This is a genomic window from Roseateles sp. DB2 (assembly GCF_051857535.1).
Classification (GTDB): Bacteria; Pseudomonadota; Gammaproteobacteria; order Burkholderiales; family Burkholderiaceae_C; genus Roseateles_B.
In genome coordinates this window covers 41723-60050 of record NZ_JBPZGY010000013.1, presented here as the reverse complement: position 1 = coordinate 60050, position 18328 = coordinate 41723, and the positions used below count along the sequence as shown (strand labels likewise).

Sequence of the window (18328 nt, the reverse complement as noted above, 5' to 3'; positions counted from 1 at the left end):
CATGGCCTTGGCGCGCTGGCAGCCCTTTGAGTGGATCGTCGCGGCTCGCTTCCTGCGCGAGGGCCGGATGCAGAGCCTCTTCATCATCGTCGGCGTCTCCATCGGCGTGGCGGTGATCGTCTTCATGTCCGCCCTGCTGGCGGGCTTGCAGGCCAATCTGGTGCGACGCGTGCTGACCGCCCAGCCTCACGTGCAGCTGCTGCCCCCCAAAGAGCAGGTGCGGGTGCTGCATGCTGAGGGCTCTGCCGCCTTCGCCACCACGACCCAGGCACCCCTGCAGCGCCTCAAGTCCATCGACCAGTGGCAGTCCCTGCTGCTGCAGCTGCGGGCCATGGCGGAGGTGAAGGTGGTGTCGCCCACGGTCAGCGGCTCGACCCTGATCCAGCGGGGCGACACCAGCCGCTCTCTGAGCCTCAATGGCGTGGAGCTGGAGCACTATGACCGCATCGTCAGCCTCAGTGACAAGATCGTGAAGGGCCGCGCCCGCCTGGGCGCCACGGACATCCTCATCGGCATTGAGCTGGCCAATGACCTGGGGCTCGCCGTGGGCGACAAGCTGCGGGTGAGCGCCGCCAGCGGCGCGGCCAACACCTTCGAGATCGCCGGCATCCTGGACCTGGGCAACAAGGGTGCCAACCAGCGCACCGGCTTTGTTTCCCTTCACAGCGCCCAGAGCCTGCTGGGCTACGCCGGCGGCGTGACCAGCATCGACCTCACCGTGCGCGACGTCTATGCCGCCGAGCGCGTGGCGCAGCGCATTGCCGCCATGGCGCCGGTGCAGGCGGACAGCTGGATCAAGACCAATGCGCAGTTCTTCAGCGCCGTGCAGTCGCAGAGCACGGCCAACACGGCCATCCGCTTCTTCGTGGGCTTGTCGGTGGCCTTCGGCATTGCCAGCGTGCTGGTGGTGTCGGTGGTGCAGCGCTCCAAGGAGATCGGCATCCTGCGCGCCATGGGCATCTCGCGGGGTCAGGTCATGCGCGTGTTCCTGCTGCAGGGCGGCCTGCTGGGGCTGGGCGGGGCGCTGATAGGCTGCGTCGTGGGGTCCCTGGCCCTGAAGCTCTGGCTCGGCTACGCCAAGACGCCGGACGGAACGCCAATGTTCACGATCACCTTTGATCCCAACCTCTACCTGCTGGCCCTGGGCCTGGCCACATTGACCGGCCTGCTGGCCGCCCTGGCGCCGGCCTTGCGTGCGGCCCGCCTCGACCCTGTGGTGGCCATCCGTGGATGATTCACTGACGCCCGTCGTGGAGCTGCGCCAGGTGCGCAAGTCCTTCAATGTGGGACAGCCCACCGAGGTTGAGGTGCTGCACGGCATCGACCTGCGCCTGATGCCAGGGCAGTTTTCCGCCGTCATGGGGCCGTCTGGCTCAGGCAAAAGCACCCTGCTCAATATCGTCGGCCTGCTGGACCGCCCCACCCAGGGCCAGTTGCTGATCCAGGGCCAGGAGACGACCTCCATGGACGACGCTGCGCTGACCCGCCTGCGTGGCCACACCATCGGCTTCGTCTTTCAGTACCACCACCTGATCGGCGCCTTCAGCGCTCTGGAGAACGTGATGCTGCCCATGGTGGGGCTCAAGGGCTTTCCAGATGCCTTGACCGAGGAACGCGCCCTGCGCCTTCTGGACAGCGTGGGCCTGAGTCCCTGGAAGGACACGCCGGCGGCGCGCCTGTCCGGTGGGCAGCAGCAGCGCGTGGCTGTGGCGCGGGCCCTGGCCATGCAGCCTGCCCTGCTGCTGGCAGACGAACCCACGGGCAATCTCGACAGCAAGAGCGCCGATGCCGTGTTCGAGCTGCTGCGTCAGGTCAACCGGGATCACGGCACGGCGGTGCTCTTCGTCACCCACAACCCGGATCTCGCCCGCCGCTGTGACACCACGCTGATGGTGGTGGACGGCATGATGCCTGGCTGATCAGCCGCGCCAGCCCAGCAGGCGCGCCGGCAGGTAGAACAGGGCCTGGATCAGGGCCAGGCCGCCGCCGACGGCAAAGCCCAGAATCCGAAACGGCAGCAGCAGCAGCCAGATCACGGGCCACAGCAACAGCGCCAGCAGTGCCAGCGGCCAGCAGACCAGGGCCAGCAGCAGCCACAGCAGCAAGGTGGGGAAGGACATGGCCAGTGCCTTGTTCGAAAGGGGATCGGTGCCCGCATGGTGCGGCCGATGCCGGGGCGCCGCACAGTGTCGAAGGCCATGCCGGCGAGCCCTCTGTCGGGGCTGACCCGACCCGCGCCTGCGGGGTGGCGGGCCCTTGGCTAGGGCTTTCACGGGTGGCTGACTTTTGGGCAGGTGCACCGCAGCACGTATGCTTTCGCCCTTTCGTCCATCCCTAAGACCTACAACAATCCCCGAGCGTCAGGAGCGCGGAGGGGTCGAGAGAGAGTCCATGAAGTCGACCTTCAAACTGGGCGCGCTGGCGCTGATGATCCAACTGGCCGGAGCCGCCTTTGCCGCCCCCCACAACCACGGCCTAGACCTGCCCAACTACGACCCCGCCGTGCGGGCACAGGACGATCTGTTTCTGGCCGCCAATGGCGGCTGGCTGGGGCGCACCGAGATTCCGGCTGACAAGTCCTCCTTCGGCACTTTCGTGCAGTTGCGCGACATGTCGGATGCCCGCGTGCGCGCCATTGTCGAGGAGCTGGCCAAGGGCAAGCAGGCGGCTGGCAGCAATGAGTTCAAGATCGGCACCTACTACGCGACCTTCATCGACACGGCGGCCATTGATCGCGCCGGCTTCAAACCCGTGCAGCCGCATCTGAAGGCCATTGACGGCCTGAAGTCCGTCGCTGACCTGACCCGCTGGATCGGCCAGGTGCAGGGTGAGGTGGCTACGCCCTTCGCCATGTATGTGGACGCAGACGCCAAGAAGCCCCAGGAAAATCGCCTGACCCTGTTCCAGGCCGGCCTGGGGCTGCCCGACCGCGACTACTACCTGCTGAAGGACGACGCCCGCATGGGTGAGGCCCGCAAGGCCTATCAGGCCTATCTGCGACAGTTGGTCGGCTTCGCGGGTGAGAAGAACACTGCCGCGGCTGCCCAGCGCGTCTACGCCCTGGAGGAGAAGATTGCCCAGCTGCACTGGAGCACCGTCGAGAACCGAGATCCGGTCAAGACCTACAACCCGGTCAGCCTGGTCGACCTGGCCCAGCAGGCGCCGCAGCTGGACTGGGCCGCCCTGTTCCAGGCCGCCGGCCTGCCCAAGCTGGACACCGTGTCCCTCATGCAGCCCAGCGCCGTGCAGGGCATTGCCAGGCTGCTGGCCGACGTGCCGCTGGCCGACTGGAAGCTCTACCTGAAGACCCGCACCCTGGACAGCTATGCCGGCGTGCTGCCCAAGGCCCTGCGCGAGGCCTCCTTTGCCTTCCATGGCCAGGCCCTGTCCGGGCAGAAGGCTGAGCTGCCGCGCTGGCAGAAGGGTGTGGCCGAGGTCAATGTCGCCCTGGGTGAGGCCATCGGCCAGATTTATGTGGCACGTCATTTCCCGCCCGAGGCCAAGGCCCGCATGGAGAAGCTGGTCGCCAATCTGCTGGCTGCCTACAAGGACTCCATCGACGGCCTGAGCTGGATGTCGCCGGCCACCAAGGTGCAGGCGCAGGACAAGCTGTCCAAGTACATGACCAAGATCGGCTACCCCGAGGCCTGGCGTGATTACAGCCACCTGGTCGTGAAGGCTGGCGACGCACTGGGCAACAACCAGCGCGCAGGCCGCGCCGAATGGCTGCGCATGGCCGCCAAGGCCGACAAGCCGGTGGACCGCAAGGAATGGGGCATGACGCCGCAGACGGTCAACGCCTACTACAACCCCTCGCAGAATGAGATCGTGTTTCCGGCCGCCATCCTGCAGCCGCCCTTCTTCGACATGAACGCCGACGATGCCGTGAACTACGGCGCCATCGGTGCCGTGATCGGCCACGAGATCAGCCATGGTTTCGATGACCAGGGCAGCCAGTTCGACGGCGATGGCGTGCTTCGCAACTGGTGGACGCCGGAAGACCGCAAGGCCTTCGACAGCATCACCGCCAAGTTGGTCTCGCAGTACAACGGCTATGAGCCCATCCCCGGCAAGCATGTGAACGGCCAACTGACCCTGGGCGAGAACATTGCGGACCTCTCCGGCCTGCAGATCGCCTTCAAGGCCTACCAACGCTCCCTGGGCGGTCAGGCCGCGCCCAGCATTGGCGGCTACAGCGGCGAGCAGCGTTTCTTCCTGGGGTGGTCGCAGTCCTGGCGTGTGAAGGCCCGCGAGCAGCGTCTGCTGCAGCTGCTGGTCATCGACCCGCACTCGCCTGGCGAGTACCGCGCCAACGGCGCGGCCGTCAACCATGACGGTTTCCACCAGGCCTTTGGCACCAAGCAGGGCGACAAGATGTTCAAGCCCAGCGAAGAGCGCATCCGCATCTGGTAAGCCTGCCTGCGCCGTGTCGCGCCACAAGGGCCGCCGCAAGGCGGCCTTTTTCATGAGCCGAAAAAAAGCCCGGTTTCAGCCGGGCGCAGTGGAGGACCTGGAAAGTTCGTGCGATGGCGGACGTCGCTCGCCGAAGAGGGAGGCGGCCGGCCGCCTCAGGCCTGCCGGCCTGCCTGGTGCGTGGTGTGCCCCTGGGCCAGGCTCAGCGAGGGCAGTTGCATGGCCGGTGCACCCAGGCAGGGCTGACCACCGGTGGCGTCGGCCTGGGCCAGCGTCAGGGACGCGGCACTGGCAACGGCGAGAAGGGCGGTGAGCAGGGTCTTGGTGGCGGCTTTCATGGCATTCCTCTCGGGCATCTCGGTGGTGGCGGGCCTCATGGCTTTGTCGATGTGAGGAGTGTGCGCGCCGGCTGTCCGGTCTTCCAGGGGGCTGCGACGAATCGCCGTCGTGGCGACGTGAACGGTTGCTGGCCGCGACCGAAGTCGGGCGCCGCAGTTCAGGCCAGGCTGGCGAGCCAGTCCTGCATGTGCGTGATCAGCCGCTCGGGCTGGTCCTTGTGCGGGCTGTGGCCGCAGTCGGGCAGCGCGAGCAGCCGGGTATCCGCATGCAGCTCGGCGATGGTCTCGATCTGGCGCAGGCTGCCGTACTCGTCATTCACCCCCTGAACCGCGAGCACGGGGCACTGCAGGCGGCCCGCCAGCTCGGCCTCGATGTTCCAGTCCTCGAAGCCGGGGCGCAGCCAGGCGTCGTTCCAGCCATAGAAGGCGGAGTCGGTGTCGGCATGGTGGCGGGCCAGGGCCTTGCGCAGAGAGCCGCCCTGTTCGTAGGCCGTCTTGGCGGCATGCAGGCCCAGCAGGGTGATGGGCTCGACGAACAGGTGCGGTGCCATCGCCACCAGACCCCGCACCTGATGCGGTGCATGGGCCGCGTAGAGCAGGGCCAGGCTGGCGCCGTCACTGTGGCCGAACAGCAGCAGGGGGCGATCGGCCAAGCCCAGGGCCTCGAAGCAGGCCGGCAGTAGCCCTCGCGCCTGGCGCTGGAGGTAGTCCGGCGGCCAGGGGGCGGTACGCGGCGAGCTCTGGCCATAGCCTGGGCGTGAAAACGCCAGGCCGGGCAGATGCAGCGCTTCGCACAAGCGCGCCGGGAACTCCCGCCACTGGCTCAGCGAACCCAAGCCCTCGTGCAGGAAGACCAACAGAGGCTGGCTAGCGTCCTGCGCATTGCCCAGCCACTGCGACTCGATGCGTAACTCCTCTCCGTCCAGCGTGAGTGGCTGGAGGAAAGGCGGACTTGGCATCCAGGGGCTGGGCAGCGGCATGGAGGAATTCTGCCGCCAACGGGAGGCAGACGGCTGCGCTGCGATACTTCGCTCATTACAAGGAGTTTCACGGTGGAGACATTGCATATTGCGGTGGACGCTCGCGGCGTGGCGCGCGTCACCATGACCCGTCCGGAGGTGTTCAACGCCTTCAACGAGCAGATGATCGGCGAGCTGGACCAGGCCTTCGAGCGCCTGACCGCCGACCCCAAGGTGCGCGTCATCGTGCTGGCCGGCGCGGGCAAGGCCTTCAGCGCGGGCGCGGACATCCAATGGATGCAGCGTGCGGCGCAGTCCAGCCAGGAGTGGAATCTGCACGACGCGCGGCGCTTCGCGGCCATGCTGTACCGAATCCAGTCCTGCCCCAAGCCCACGATCGCCCGTGTGCAGGGGGTGGCGCTAGGCGGCGGCGTCGGGCTGACGGCCGCCTGCGACATTGCGGTGGCCAGCCAGGATGCCCGCTTTGCAGTGAGTGAGGCGCGATTCGGCATCCTTCCGGCGGTGATCGGGCCCTACGTGGTCAATGCCGTTGGCAGCCGCCAGGCACGCCGCCTGGCCCTCACGGGCAGCCGCATCCCCGCCAGCGAGGCCCTGGCCATGGGCCTGGTGCACGAGGTCGTCGCGCCTGAGGCCCTGGACGAGGCCCTGGAGCGCTGGCTGGCCGAACTGCTGGCCAATGGCCCGCAGGCTCAGGCCGAGATCAAGCAGCTGCTGGGCCAGTTGGCGGTCGGGCCGGTGACCGCGGAGGTGCGCGAGCTGACCGCCCAGACCATCTCCCGTGTACGCGTGGGCGAGGAGGCTCGAGAAGGCTTTGCTGCCTTCATGGCCAAGCGTTCGGCGGCCTGGGTGCCGCAGGGGGAGGGCGCATGAGCGAGGTTCTGCAGTGGGCGGTGGCAAGCCGCCCGGCCGCCGAGGCGCTGATCGGGGTGATCGGCGCCGGCGTGATGGGTGCTGGCATTGCCCAGGTGGCGGCCCAGGCCGGTCACCCGGTGCGCCTGATGGATGTGCGTGAGGGGGCCGCCGCCGCTGCTCATGCGCAGATCGCCAAGGCCCTGGAAAGCCTGGTGGCCAAAGGGCGGATGGAGGCAGCCGAGCGCATGGCTGTGCTGGCACGGATCCAGCCGGTGTCGGCGATGGGCGAGCTGTCCAGTGCCGCCCTGGTGGTGGAAGTCATCATCGAGAAGCTGGAGCCCAAGCAGGCCCTGCTGCGTGAACTGGACGCCCTGCTGGGGCCCGACGCCCTGATCGCTTCGAATACCTCCTCGATCAGCATCACTGCACTGGCCAATGGCATGCAACATCCCGAGCGCCTCGTGGGGATGCACTTCTTCAACCCTGTGCCGCTGATGAAGCTGGTGGAGGTGGTGTCCGGCGCGGAGACGCAGCCTTCTGTTGCCGAGGCTATCTACGAACTCTCTCGCCGCTGGGGCAAGGCACCGGTGCATGCGAAGTCGACGCCGGGCTTCATCGTCAACCGTATCGCCCGCCCCTATTACGCCGAAACCCTCGCGCTGTTGCTGGAGCAGGCGGGCACTCCGGCGCAACTGGACCGAGCCTTGCGCGCCGTGGGCTTCCGCATGGGGCCCTGCGAGCTGATGGACCTGATCGGGCATGACACCAACTTTCTGGTCACGCAGTCCGTCTTCGAGGCCAACTTCGGTGACAAGCGCTACATGCCCTCCCTGGTCCAGAAGGCCCTGGTGGATGGTGGGCGCCTGGGTCGCAAGGTGGGCAAAGGCTTTTACGAGGGTGTTCCGGTGATGCCCGCCCCCATGGAGCGCCAGCAGGGCGCGGTCCTGCCTGCGCTGCAGCTCAGGGGCGAAGGGGGACTGGTCGATGCCTTGGGTCAGGCCTTGGAGGCGGCTGGCCTCGCTTTCCAGCGTGAACCGCAATCGCCCTGGGCGGGCCTGGCGCTGGGGACGCTTCAATTGCACCTGAGCAACGGACGCTGTGCGGCTGAGCTGGCCTGCAGGAGCGGGCATGCCGAGTTGGCCGTGATGGATTGGCCCCTGCAGGGCCCCCGTACCGAGGCGCTTGCCCTGTCCTTTGCGCCTCGCTGCAGCGAGGCCGGTCGCACGCAGGTCCAACAGCTGTTCTGCGCTGTGGGCTGGGCGCCGCTGCTCTTGCGTGATGCGCCAGGGCTGGTGGTTGCCCGTACCCTCGCCATGCTGGTCAACGAAGGTGCTGACGCCGTGTGGCAAGGTGTTTGCGATGAGGCCGCCGCTGATCAGGCCATGAAGCTGGGTGTCAACTACCCTGCTGGGCCGTTCGAGTGGCTCTCCCAACTGGGCGTGGCCCGGGTGGTCGAAACCCTGGATGCCCTCTTCGAGGCCAGCCGCAACGAGCGCTACCGCGTCAGCCCGCTGCTGCGGCAGCGCCTCTGGGCGGTCTGACGTCCGCCTGCCGCCTTGCCGAGCCTTCTTTTGCACGCAAAGGCCGCGCCGCAATGCAAAACGCCCTGGCATGGCTCCAAGGCGTTTGCTGAAGGCCCCCCCAACCGTTCTGACACGGACCATGCGGGGCGGCTCCTTCGTTCCCGGAAGCGAGGGAGCGCTCAGAGCAGCATGCGCAGGTGCTGCTGGGCCTGCAGCAGCGGCGGCAGGGCGTGCTCGACCAGTTGCTCCATGCTCATGCGAGAAGCGTGGATGGAGATGTTGAGCGCTGCCACCACGTCGCCGCGATAGTTCTTCAAGGGCACCGCGAGGCTGCGAAGCCCCAGTTCCAGCTCCTGGTCCACACAGGCGTAGCCCAGGGCCCGGGCGCGGGCGACCTCGGTGCGCAGGCGGTCCGGGTGGGTGATGGTGTGGGGCGTGACGGGCTCCAGGGTCTGGCGGGCAATCCAGGCGTCGGCGTCTTCCGGCGCGAGCGCTGCCAGCAAGGCTCGGCCATTGGCGGAGCAGTAGGCCGGTACACGCCCGCCCGACTGCAGGTGCTGTGACAGCACGCGGCCGGCGCTGGTGGCGGCGATGCAGATGACATCGTTGCCGTCCAGCACACCAGCGGCGCTGGCCTCCTTCAGCGCAAACGCCAGCTTATGCAACTCGGGCTCGACGATGCGAGGCAGGCGCGCCGAATGCATATAGCTCTGCCCCAGGCGAAGCACCTTGGGTGTGAGAGCGAACATCTTGCGGTCCTGGGACACGAAGCCCAGGTAGCTCAATGTAAGCAGGTAGCGGCGCGCTGCGGCACGCGTGAGGCCCGTACGGGCCGCCACCTCGCTGATGGTGAGGCGAGGGCGTTCCTGGTCGAAGGCTTCAATCACGGCCAATCCCTTCTCCAGGCCGGCCACGAGGTCACGCTTCAAGGGCGTCTGTGGTTCCTGAGAGACAGTGGGAGCCGGGCTGGCCGGAACTGCGACGGAGGCGAGATCATCAAAGGCGCGAGCTGCAGACATGGCGTTCCAGGGTCCGATGGGCGCCCAAAAACGTCTGAGCGCGATCAATTCAAGCGCCGACTATAGAAGTCTGTCACTACAACGTGTGACGACTTCGCAAGCGTTGGGCGACGAACGCACATGGATGCACCATTTTGGTGATTTTAGGGCGCACGCATCTCACGGCCTGATGCAGGTCGCTTCGAGCGGGCCTCGGTCACCAAGCGGCACCGGGTGGCGGATCATCCCCCTGTCTTGCTTCTTTTAGGTCGGCAAGTTTCGGGAGGGGCCTAGAACTTACGCATATGACTTTAGACATATGTGTGATATATGGCCCCTCAGGCCCAGTATCACACGTTCCCAGGCTGCGCAGTCATCGCGATAGGCAGTCCAATGGGGGAAGGGCAGGGGTTTGGCGTTCGCATAGCGGGCGCCAAGCCGGTCAGGCTCCTTTTGCGGGGCAATTGCGGGGCAATTGCGGGCTCAGACCCGCTCAAGAATGAGCGCGATGCCCTGCCCCACGCCAATGCACATGGTGCACAGGGCATAACGGCCGCCGCTGCGCTGGAGTTGGTTGGCGGCCGTGAGTGCCAGGCGGGCCCCGCTGGCGCCCAGGGGGTGGCCTAGCGCGATGGCTCCGCCGTTGGGGTTGACGCGGGGGTCGTCATCCTGAAGGCCCAACTGGCGCAGCACGGCCAGCCCTTGGGCGGCGAAGGCCTCGTTCAGTTCGATCACGTCCATCTGTTCCAGGCTCAGTCCCGCGCGGGCGAGCACGGCCTGGGTTGCCGGGGCTGGACCGATGCCCATGATCCGCGGCGCGACCCCTGCGGTCGCCATGGCGACCACCCGGGCGCGGGGTGTCAGGCCATGGCGCTGGGCGGCCGACTCGCTGGCCAGCAGCAGGGCGACCGCGCCGTCGTTGACGCCGGAAGCGTTGCCGGCCGTCACCGAGCCTTCGGGCGTCACCACGCCCTTGAGCCGCGCTAGCGCCTCCAGGCTGGTATCGCGCGGATGCTCGTCCTTGCGTATCCACAAGGCCTCGCCCTTCTTTTGGGGGATCTCGACCGGGCAGATCTCCGCATCGAAGAAGCCGGCCTGCTGTGCGGCCAGGGTCTTCTTCTGGCTGGACAGGGCCATGCGGTCCTGGGCTTCTCGCTCGATGCCGAACTCACGGGCCACGTTCTCGGCAGTCTCAGGCATGGCATCGACCCCGTACTGGCTCTTCATCAGCTTGTTGATGAAACGCCAGCCAATGGTGGTGTCATAGACGGCATTCTGGCGAGAGAAGGCGGCGTCGGCCTTGGGCATGACAAAGGGAGCCCGGCTCATGCTCTCCACACCGCCCGCGATCAGCAGATCAGCCTCGCCAGCCTTGATGGCGCGAGCGGCGCTGCCCACCGCATCCAGGCCCGACCCGCAGAGCCGGTTGAGCGTGACACCCGGGACGCCGATGGGCAGCCCGGCCAGCAGTGCCGCCATGCGGGCCACATTGCGGTTGTCTTCGCCGGCCTGATTGGCGCAGCCATAGAAGATGTCCTCGACCGCCTGCCAATCCAGCCCGGGATGGCGGGCCATCAATGCCTTGATGGGAACCGCCCCTAGGTCATCGGCGCGTACGCTGGAGAGTGCTCCGCCGTAGCGGCCGAATGGGGTGCGTTGTCCGTCGCAGATATAGGCGTGGTTCATGAGGTCCTCGGCTTCCGTGGATGTGTCTTGAGTGGGGCCCGGCCGGAAGGGCTGGGCATTCTTGATGAATGGGTGGCTGAAAAGTTCTTTAAAAGAACATTAGTTCATTAAATGAACATGCTAGGCCTGTGCGATCTTTCCAGTCAAGCGCAGACCTGTTGATGCACATACGTCAATGAGGTGTATCCATCCGTGTAAAGTCCCCCAGTGCATCGCTCAAGTTCTCAAGGTGGGCGGCCGATGCATCGCCAGAGGGCGCCCAAGGAGGAAAGGGCGTAGGACACGCATGAAGGACAACGCAACAGATCCGCTGATTGACGTGGCCCAGCTCAAGGTCGGGATGTTCATCCATCTGGACCTGGGCTGGATGTCGCACCCCTTTCCATTGAGCAGCTTCAAGCTGAGCTCGGAGGACCAGTTGCTGGTGCTGCGCCGCCTGGGTCTCAAGCAGGTGCGTTGGAGCCCCGGCAAGAGCGAACTGCCTGATGAGGCGCCACCGGCCCCTGCGGTGGTGGAGCGCAGCAATCCTGCGCTCAGCCCTGAACAGCAGCAGAAGGATGCCCATCGCAAGGCGCTGGCCGCCCAGCGCGAAGCGCTTTCGCTGTGCGAGAGGCAGTACGCCGAGGCGGCGGCAGCCTTCAAGAATATCGTCGATCTCGTCCCCCGCGCTCCCGTCAATTCGCGGGACCAGTCCACTGCGCTGGTCAGTGCCTTGCTGGACAAGATGCTGGTCGAAGGCGACCTGAACATACGCCTGCTCAACGAGGGGGCCGGCGACCGCGGTACGGCGCATGCCCTGAACGTGTCCATCATTTCACTGCTGCTGGGCCGGGCCTTCGGGCTGGGGCGCGAAGAGATGATGGACCTCGGCGTAGGGGCGCTGCTCCATGACATCGGCAAACTGGAGTTGCCGCCGCGGCTGCGCCATCGCGACGAGAGCTTCACCTCTGCGGAGAGCCAGGTCTACCAGACCCATGTGGTCAAAGGGGTGGCGCTGGCCAAGCAGATGGATCTGGCCGCCGGGCCTTTGCTGGTAATTGCGCAGCATCACGAGAACGCTGACGGCTCGGGCTTCCCCCAGCGCATCAATGTGGACCGCATGAGCGCCGCCTCGCGCATCGTGGCCCTGGTCAACCGCTTCGACGGGCTTTGCAACCCTCTGCTGGTCTCCAAGGCCATGACGCCACACGAGGCGCTATCTCTGATGTTTGCCCAGGGGCGCAACCGTTTCGACGCCACCATGCTGAATGCCTTCATCCGCATGATGGGTGTCTATCCGCCGGGGTCCACGGTGCAACTGACGGATGATCGCTATGCGCTGGTCGTGGCCGTCAACTCCTCGCGCCCGCTGAAGCCGCGGGTCATGGTGCATGACGCCAAGGTCTCCCGCGAGGAGGCCCTGATCGTCAACCTGGAAGACCATCCCGACCTGGGCATCCGCCGCAGCCTGAAGCCCGGTGCGCTGCCCCGAGCCTCGCTGGACTACCTCAGCCCGCGCGCCCGCGTTGCCTATTTCTTCGAGTCCGTTGCGGCGACGCCCTCGGGAGAGGTGTCGGTGTGAGTCCGGTCCGGCAGGAAAGGCTGGCGGGACAGGCAGATGAATCGATTCCCAGTGCGCTGAATGCCGCAAGGTATCGCGGGCTGCTTGACGCCATGCAGGAGGCGGTCTGGCTGCTGGATGCCCATGGCCTGACCGTGCTGGAGGTCAACAAGGCCGCGCAAGCCCTGTTGGGGCTGACCTCGGAGCAACTGGTCGGCCGCCGCATCGAATCGCTGTGCGTCACGCCCGAGGACCTGCTTTTCTGGAGCGAGGTGGCGGGCGGCGCCTGCGAGGGCCTGCATACCGAGACGCTGATGCGGCATGCCGATGGCCATACCCTCTGGGTGGATCGACGCGCCAGTCGTGTGTCGGCGGATGAGGCACAGCCTCACGGGCCTGCGCTGTGGGTGCTCAGCATGCGTGACCTGAGCGCACAGCGCCGTGGCGAGGAAGAGCGCGAGGCCCTGCTCGTAGACCTGCGCAGTACGTTGGAATCGACGGCAGATGGCATCCTGGTCACGGACCTGGCCGGGCGGATTCGCAATTTCAACCAGCGCTTCGCCGCTTTCTGGGGCATTCCCGAGGACCTGCTGCTTGAGCGTGACGATGCCGCCGTTCAGGCCTGGATGCGGCGCAGTGTGGTGGACGGCCCAGCCTATGCCGAGCGCCTGACTGCCCTGCTGGATGCGCCGCTGCTGCAGAGCAGCGACGTGATCCGTCTGCTGGACGGTCGTGTGCTGGAGCGTGTCTCGCTGCCGCAGTGGAGCCGCCAGCGGCCCGTGGGCCGCGTGTTCTCCTTCCGCGACCTCAGCGAGCAGCTCGCGGCCAGCCAGCGCATCGAGGAGCTGTCCCATACCGACATGCTCACGGGCCTGCCCAACCGGCGTGCCCTGGCAGAGCGTGTGGAGTACGCGCGGGCCATTGCCAAGCGGGAGTCCTCGGGTTTCGCGATGCTCTTCGTCGACCTCGACCGCTTCAAGCAGATCAACGACACCTTGGGCCATGCCTTCGGCGATCGCGTCCTGCGCGAAGTGGCGCAGCGCCTGCGTGACTGCCTTCGCGAGGTGGACACCGTGGCCAAGCTGTCCGGCGACGAGTTTGCGCTGCTGATTCACGAGGCGGATGCCCGCGGCGCTGAGCACACAGCCCGGCGGGTGCTGGAAGCGATGGGCCGCCCCTTTGGCTTTGATACGCTCAGCTTCACCGTGACCGCCAGCATCGGGATCTCCCTGTTTCCGGGCGATGGCGAATCCTTGGATGAATTGGCCTCCAGCGCCGAGCGGGCCATGCAGGGCGTGAAGGACAGTGGCCGCGCAGGATTCCGCTTTCACCAGCCGCGCAAGGATGTCGATCTGCTGGCCCGCATGCGCCTGGATCACGCCATGCGCCAGGCCTTGCTGGAGGGGCGCTTTCGCCTTCACTTCCAGCCGCAGCTGGACTTGGTGAGCGGGCAGGTGATTGGTGCCGAGGCCCTGATCCGTTGGCGCGACCCTTTGCGCGGCGAGATCTCGCCCGTCGAGTTCATTCCCGTGGCCGAGGAGAGCGGCTTCATCGTTGCCATCGGCGACTGGGTGCTGCACGAGGCTGTGGCCCAGGCTGTGCGCTGGTGGCATCAGGGGCGGCGCATGCCGGTGGCGGTGAATGTGTCCGCCCTGCAGTTCCAGCAGGCGCAGTTCGTCGAGACGGTCAGTCAGGTGCTGCAGTCGGCCGGCCTGCCGGCGCAACTGCTGGAACTGGAACTGACCGAGTCCATTCTTTTGAGGGATGCCGACGAGGCGTTGCGCCGTCTGCAGGCATTGGCCGAGTTGGGCGTCTGTCTGTCCATCGATGATTTCGGCACCGGCTATTCCAGCCTGGCCTACCTCAAGCGCTTTCCCATCCAGCGCCTCAAGATCGACCGCAGCTTCGTCCAGGGCCTGCCTGAGGATGCCAGCGATGTCGGCATTGTTCGCGCCGTGGTGCAGATGGGGCGGGCGCTGGGGCTGCAGGTCATCGCCGAAGGGGTGGAGAGCGAGGCGCAACGAGACTTCCTGCGGGAGGCCGGCTGCCATGAGTACCAGGGCTATCTCTTTTCCCCGGCCATGGACGTGGCGGGCTTCGAGTCCCGCGTCTGGGGCGCAGAGCGACCCGCCATTCGCCTGATCCATGGCGGCGGCGGTTGAGCTTGGGGGTCGAGGTACACAATAGGTGCTCTGCTTTTCGCATGCGCCAGTGCCGCGCCGGGGGTCCCATGTATCGATTCAAGTCCAAGGCTGCGGCCGATGTGATCTACCTTCCGGATGCCGCCCAGCAGGTGCTGGCGGCGCTGGGCCGCGAAGTGACGCCTCAGGGCATCATCCCGGTCGCCGACCTGCCTGCTGCGTTGCAGGCGCTTGCGGCAGCCGTCGAGGCGGACGAGGCGGCCTTCGCCGCGCTCGTGGCCGAGGCGCAGTCCCAGGGCGAGGCGCCTCCGCGGCGTCAGGAGATCACGCTGAAGCAGCGGGTCTGGCCTCTGCTTGACATGCTGCGCCTGAGCCAGGCCCAGCGCGCCGACGTCATCTGGCAGGGCTGATCTGCCATGGGGGGACTGGATGAGGTCACCCGTCTGGTCTGTGTTCGCCACGGCCAGACTGACTGGAACGCGCAGGGGCGCCTCCAGGGGCAGTTGGACATCCCATTGAATGAGCAGGGGCTGGCCCAGGCCCACGCCCTGGCCGCAGCCTTGCTGGATGAAGCGCTGGAACAGGTGTTCTGCAGCGATCTGCAGCGTTGCCGCCAGACCTTGGCGCCCCTGCTTGCGCGGCGCAGCCTCCCTGTGCAATGGCATGTCGGCCTGCGGGAGCGTTGCTTCGGGGATTTCCAAGGGCATACCTGGGCCGAGCTGGGGGAACGGGAGCCGGACGCCCAGCAGCGCTGGAAGGCGCGCGACCCCGACTTCGCTGCGCCGGGCGGCGAGTCATTGCGCCAGTTCAGCGAGCGGGTGCTGGGCGTGGTCCGCGAGCTCTCGGCACAGCACGCCGGGCAGACCCTGCTGCTGGTGACGCACGGCGGCGTCCTGGACTGCCTGTACCGCGCTGCACTGGGCCTGGACCTGCAGGCCGCGCGCAGCTGGCGCCTGGGGAATGCAGCGATCAACCGCCTGATGGTCAGCGGGGGGCAATTGCATCTGGTGGGCTGGGCCGATGAAGGCCATCTGCCGGCCCTGCTCTGACATCCCCGGGCGGTTCTGGCGACAAAATCTGCACATGACCCTGCCAGAAGTGACTGTTGCAAATTCGCGTCGCGGGGGCTTCGGTCAAACCCTAGGCCTCCTATACTGCCGCCACATTCCGCGTGACAAGACCGGGTGATTCAACCCGGCACAACCTCAACCTACAAAGGCAAATGATGAAGAAGATCGCTCTCGTCGCTGCTCTGGCCGCTGTGTCGGCTTCGGCTTTCGCTCAAAGCTCCGTGACCCTGTGGGGCCGCGCCAACGTGACCGTGGAAAGCCAGAAGGTCGGTACCGGCGACCGCAAGGTGGTGGTGCAAGACAACCGTTCGCGCCTGGGCGTGAAGGGCCAGGAAGACCTGGGCGGCGGCCTGAAGGTCAGCTTCGCTCTGGAGCATGGCTTTGACATCGACACCGGCAAGCAAACCTCCGGCAGCTTCTGGAACCGTGAATCGTCCGTGCAACTGAGCGGCGCTTTCGGTGCCGTGCGTCTGGGCAACTGGACCAACGGTTCCTACTTCGCCACCGCTGACTACGTCAGCATGCACAACCACGACACCGGCACCTCCGACGACAAGCTGTACTCGGGCGCCGGCTGGACCACCGTGAACAAGGTGGGCTACTTCACCCCGAACATCGACGGTTTCACTGGCGAAATCACGATGCACGCTGGTGAAGGCGCCGACAAGCGCGCTTTCGACCTGTCGGGTAACTACGACCAGGGTCCTCTGCACCTGGGCGCTGGCTACAGCAAGCAAGACAACCAGAAGCAATTCGCCGCTCGCGCTCTGTACGAACTGGGCGAGTTCACCGTTGGTGGCTACCTGCAGCGTGAAGACGTTGCTGGCGCTACCCGCAACATCTGGCGTCTGGCCGGTATGTACACCATGGGTGCTTCCGAGTTCCACGTGAACTTCGGTGGCGCTGGTCGTAGCGCTGCTGGCGCCAAGGCCAACCAGTTCACCCTGGGCTACAACTACAACCTGAGCAAGCGCACCAAGGTGTACGGCTTCTTCACGAAGCTGGACAACAAGGACAACAACGCTGGCGACCTGAACAGCCTGGCTGCTGGTATCCGTCACAACTTCTAATCCCTCGGGATCAGAATGCGCGAATGGCGACCTTCGCAGTTCGTGTCAGTACGCTGACACACCTCTGAGCGCCTGAGCACAATGCCTCGCAACGCAAGTTGCGAGGCATTGCTGCTTATGGGCTATGCGCAGGGTGCGCGTCGAGGCCAGGGGCGCTTGCTGCCGGTGTCGTTGGAGGAATTGATCGGGCCGGATCGTGTCTGCCGCGTCATCGTGACCGTTGTCGCGACGCTGTGCCTGGCCGCCTTGGGATGTCCAAGGCTCGAAATCACAAGACGATTGCGGAGTTCCGTCGCTGCAATGGGCCGGCGATCAAGCGCGCGGGAGCGGCCGTCGAGCAGTCGTGCGCGCGTGTTGGACTGGTGGGCGGGCAACGGGTGCCGTTGATGGCATGCAGTTCCAGGCCGTAGCGTCGTTCAAGCCTATCTTGAAGCCCGGGCAGGCCGCGTCCAAACGAAAACGCCTTGGATGGTTCCAGGACGTTCACAGAGAGCGGCGCTTAGGCTGTTTTGAAGCGGATTGTTCGGGGCGTCTTTTCTTTGTGTTGCGCGCCCCATGGCGCCTTCAACTCAAGCCTCGGGAGCGCTTCGGACCTCAGCGAATGCTGATCGTGCCGACCCCTCGTCACCCTTCGTCAAACAGCCCCGCTGTGTTCTTCGGCGGAGCCACCCCCAGATGCCTGAAGGCCGCCAGTGTCGCGATGCGCCCGCGCGGCGTGCGCTGCAGGAAGCCTTGCTGGATCAGGTAGGGCTCAATGACATCCTCTATGGTGTCGCGCTCCTCGCCGATAGCCGCAGCCACATTGTCCAGCCCGACCGGCCCACCGTCGAAGCGGTGCACCACGGCCTCCAGCAGCTTGCGGTCCATGAGGTCGAAGCCCTGGGGGTCCACGTCCAGCATGGCCAGGGCTTTGTCGGCCATGAGCTTCGTGATGCGGCCATCGCCCTTGACCTCGGCGTAGTCGCGCACGCGGCGCAGCAGACGATTGGCGATGCGAGGCGTGCCGCGTGAGCGTCGCGCGATTTCCAGGGCGCCTTCAGGGGCAATGGGTGCCTTCATCAGTCCCGCGGAACGGGTCACGATGCGCTGCAGCTCATCGGGCGTGTAGAACTCCAGCCGGGCAACGATGCCGAAGCGGTCGCGCAGCGGGTTGGTCAGCATGCCGGCACGCGTGGTGGCGCCCACCAGGGTGAAGGGTTGCAAGTCCAGCTTGATCGAGCGCGCTGCGGGGCCTTCGCCGATCATGATGTCGATCTGGTAGTCCTCCAGCGCCGGATAGAGGATTTCCTCGACCACGGGCGAGAGGCGATGGATCTCGTCGATGAAGAGCACGTCGTTCTTCTCGAGATTGGTCAGGATGGCCGCCAGATCCTTGGGCTTCTCCAGCACCGGCCCCGAAGTCTGGCGCAGGTTCACGCCCAGCTCAGCCGCAATGATGTGCGAGAGCGTGGTCTTGCCGAGGCCGGGTGGTCCGAAGAGCAGCACATGGTCCAGGGCCTCCTCGCGCTTGCGGGCGGCGCCTATGAAGATTTCCAGCTGCTCGCGGGCCTTGGTCTGGCCCACGTACTCGTCCAGCAGTTTGGGCCGCAGGGCTCGTTCCAGGGCTTCCTCGTTGGGATTGCCAGGAGCGGCACTGACCACGCGGGGCGGCTGGGGGGCGAAATCGTCGGTCTGGATGGGCATGGCAGCTCAGGGTACAGGGCGGCAGCGGATGTCA

At 66.2% G+C, this 18328-nt stretch carries 16 protein-coding genes; 10 read left to right on the top strand and 6 right to left on the bottom strand.

The genetic code is table 11. The features are described 5' to 3' along the window. Position 1 precedes the first annotated feature (1 nt). Both ACS5PK_RS17725 and ACS5PK_RS17720 read left to right on the top strand, forming a co-directional pair. Entirely contained in the window at positions 2-1234 is a 1233-nt protein-coding gene (locus ACS5PK_RS17725; RefSeq protein WP_439441584.1) for an ABC transporter permease, read from the top strand. Then, positions 1227-1919 carry an ABC transporter ATP-binding protein gene (locus tag ACS5PK_RS17720; protein ID WP_439441583.1) on the top strand — a complete coding sequence of 231 codons (693 nt, stop codon included), beginning with the start codon at positions 1227-1229 and terminating at the stop codon, positions 1917-1919. Before ACS5PK_RS17725 ends, ACS5PK_RS17720 begins: the two co-directional genes overlap by 8 nt. On the opposite strand, the gene ACS5PK_RS17715 is transcribed toward ACS5PK_RS17720, so the two are convergent. Next, the gene (locus ACS5PK_RS17715; protein WP_439441582.1) at positions 1920-2120 is read right to left on the bottom strand and encodes a hypothetical protein; all 201 of its coding nucleotides are present in this window, start codon (positions 2118-2120) and stop codon (positions 1920-1922) included. A 271-nt stretch (positions 2121-2391) separates the two neighbouring features. Between ACS5PK_RS17715 and ACS5PK_RS17710 the strand changes: the two genes are divergently transcribed. Further along, the gene (locus tag ACS5PK_RS17710) at positions 2392-4413 is read left to right on the top strand and encodes a M13 family metallopeptidase (protein WP_439441581.1); all 2022 of its coding nucleotides are present in this window, start codon (positions 2392-2394) and stop codon (positions 4411-4413) included. A 155-nt stretch (positions 4414-4568) separates the two neighbouring features. On the opposite strand, the gene ACS5PK_RS17705 is transcribed toward ACS5PK_RS17710, so the two are convergent. Then, on the bottom strand, positions 4569-4790 hold the full coding sequence (locus ACS5PK_RS17705; RefSeq protein WP_439441580.1) for a hypothetical protein: 222 nt from the start codon (positions 4788-4790) through the stop codon (positions 4569-4571). A gap of 119 nt (positions 4791-4909) precedes the next feature. Continuing rightward, a complete protein-coding gene (locus ACS5PK_RS17700; RefSeq protein ID WP_439441579.1) occupies positions 4910-5731 on the bottom strand; it encodes an alpha/beta fold hydrolase in 822 nt (273 codons plus the stop codon). Positions 5732-5803: 72 nt separating this feature from the next. Here ACS5PK_RS17700 and ACS5PK_RS17695 point away from each other — a divergent pair, with 72 nt between their 5' ends. Next, positions 5804-6601 carry an enoyl-CoA hydratase-related protein gene (locus ACS5PK_RS17695; protein ID WP_439441578.1) on the top strand — a complete coding sequence of 266 codons (798 nt, stop codon included), beginning with the start codon at positions 5804-5806 and terminating at the stop codon, positions 6599-6601. Then, a complete protein-coding gene (locus ACS5PK_RS17690) occupies positions 6598-8124 on the top strand; it encodes a 3-hydroxyacyl-CoA dehydrogenase (protein WP_439441577.1) in 1527 nt (508 codons plus the stop codon). Before ACS5PK_RS17695 ends, ACS5PK_RS17690 begins: the two co-directional genes overlap by 4 nt. Positions 8125-8285: 161 nt before the next feature. On the opposite strand, the gene ACS5PK_RS17685 is transcribed toward ACS5PK_RS17690, so the two are convergent. After that, the gene (locus ACS5PK_RS17685; RefSeq protein WP_439441576.1) at positions 8286-9035 is read right to left on the bottom strand and encodes an IclR family transcriptional regulator domain-containing protein; all 750 of its coding nucleotides are present in this window, start codon (positions 9033-9035) and stop codon (positions 8286-8288) included. Positions 9036-9587: 552 nt separating this feature from the next. Next, the gene (pcaF, locus tag ACS5PK_RS17680) at positions 9588-10790 is read right to left on the bottom strand and encodes a 3-oxoadipyl-CoA thiolase (protein ID WP_439441575.1); all 1203 of its coding nucleotides are present in this window, start codon (positions 10788-10790) and stop codon (positions 9588-9590) included. A gap of 286 nt (positions 10791-11076) precedes the next feature. Here pcaF and ACS5PK_RS17675 point away from each other — a divergent pair, with 286 nt between their 5' ends. The 5 genes from ACS5PK_RS17675 (at position 11077) to ACS5PK_RS17655 (ending at position 16611) form a co-directional block, all read left to right on the top strand. Continuing rightward, positions 11077-12351: an HD-GYP domain-containing protein gene (locus ACS5PK_RS17675; protein WP_439441574.1), complete on the top strand. Its 1275-nt coding sequence runs from the start codon at positions 11077-11079 to the stop codon at positions 12349-12351. A 20-nt stretch (positions 12352-12371) separates the two neighbouring features. Continuing rightward, a complete protein-coding gene (locus ACS5PK_RS17670) occupies positions 12372-14492 on the top strand; it encodes a putative bifunctional diguanylate cyclase/phosphodiesterase (RefSeq protein ID WP_439441669.1) in 2121 nt (706 codons plus the stop codon). A 68-nt stretch (positions 14493-14560) separates the two neighbouring features. Further along, positions 14561-14881 carry a DUF1840 family protein gene (locus ACS5PK_RS17665; protein WP_439441573.1) on the top strand — a complete coding sequence of 107 codons (321 nt, stop codon included), beginning with the start codon at positions 14561-14563 and terminating at the stop codon, positions 14879-14881. A gap of 6 nt (positions 14882-14887) precedes the next feature. Then, on the top strand, positions 14888-15520 hold the full coding sequence (locus tag ACS5PK_RS17660; protein WP_439441572.1) for a histidine phosphatase family protein: 633 nt from the start codon (positions 14888-14890) through the stop codon (positions 15518-15520). 176 nt (positions 15521-15696) lie between these two features. Beyond that, positions 15697-16611 (top strand): porin, encoded by a 915-nt coding sequence (locus ACS5PK_RS17655; RefSeq protein WP_439441668.1) that lies wholly within the window; start codon positions 15697-15699, stop codon positions 16609-16611. A gap of 624 nt (positions 16612-17235) precedes the next feature. Here ACS5PK_RS17655 and ruvB read toward each other — a convergent pair. Further along, positions 17236-18294, bottom strand: coding sequence for a Holliday junction branch migration DNA helicase RuvB (ruvB, locus tag ACS5PK_RS17650; protein ID WP_439441571.1), 1059 nt, complete (start codon positions 18292-18294; stop codon positions 17236-17238). Between the last annotated feature and the right edge of the window lie 34 nt (positions 18295-18328).

Bases quoted from the DNA above. Each gene is read 5' to 3' on its own strand.
- ACS5PK_RS17715 (WP_439441582.1), bottom strand. From the start codon at position 2,120: ATGTCCTTCCCCACCTTGCTGCTGTGGCTGCTGCTGGCCCTGGTCTGC.
- ACS5PK_RS17705 (WP_439441580.1), bottom strand. From the start codon at position 4,790: ATGAGGCCCGCCACCACCGAGATGCCCGAGAGGAATGCCATGAAAGCC.
- ACS5PK_RS17665 (WP_439441573.1), top strand. From the start codon at position 14,561: ATGTATCGATTCAAGTCCAAGGCTGCGGCCGATGTGATCTACCTTCCG.
- ACS5PK_RS17690 (WP_439441577.1), top strand. From the start codon at position 6,598: ATGAGCGAGGTTCTGCAGTGGGCGGTGGCAAGCCGCCCGGCCGCCGAG.
- ACS5PK_RS17655 (WP_439441668.1), top strand. From the start codon at position 15,697: ATGAAGAAGATCGCTCTCGTCGCTGCTCTGGCCGCTGTGTCGGCTTCG.
- pcaF (WP_439441575.1), bottom strand. From the start codon at position 10,790: ATGAACCACGCCTATATCTGCGACGGACAACGCACCCCATTCGGCCGC.
- ACS5PK_RS17710 (WP_439441581.1), top strand. From the start codon at position 2,392: ATGAAGTCGACCTTCAAACTGGGCGCGCTGGCGCTGATGATCCAACTG.
- ruvB (WP_439441571.1), bottom strand. From the start codon at position 18,294: ATGCCCATCCAGACCGACGATTTCGCCCCCCAGCCGCCCCGCGTGGTC.
- ACS5PK_RS17675 (WP_439441574.1), top strand. From the start codon at position 11,077: ATGAAGGACAACGCAACAGATCCGCTGATTGACGTGGCCCAGCTCAAG.
- ACS5PK_RS17700 (WP_439441579.1), bottom strand. From the start codon at position 5,731: ATGCCGCTGCCCAGCCCCTGGATGCCAAGTCCGCCTTTCCTCCAGCCA.
- ACS5PK_RS17725 (WP_439441584.1), top strand. From the start codon at position 2: ATGGCCTTGGCGCGCTGGCAGCCCTTTGAGTGGATCGTCGCGGCTCGC.
- ACS5PK_RS17660 (WP_439441572.1), top strand. From the start codon at position 14,888: ATGGGGGGACTGGATGAGGTCACCCGTCTGGTCTGTGTTCGCCACGGC.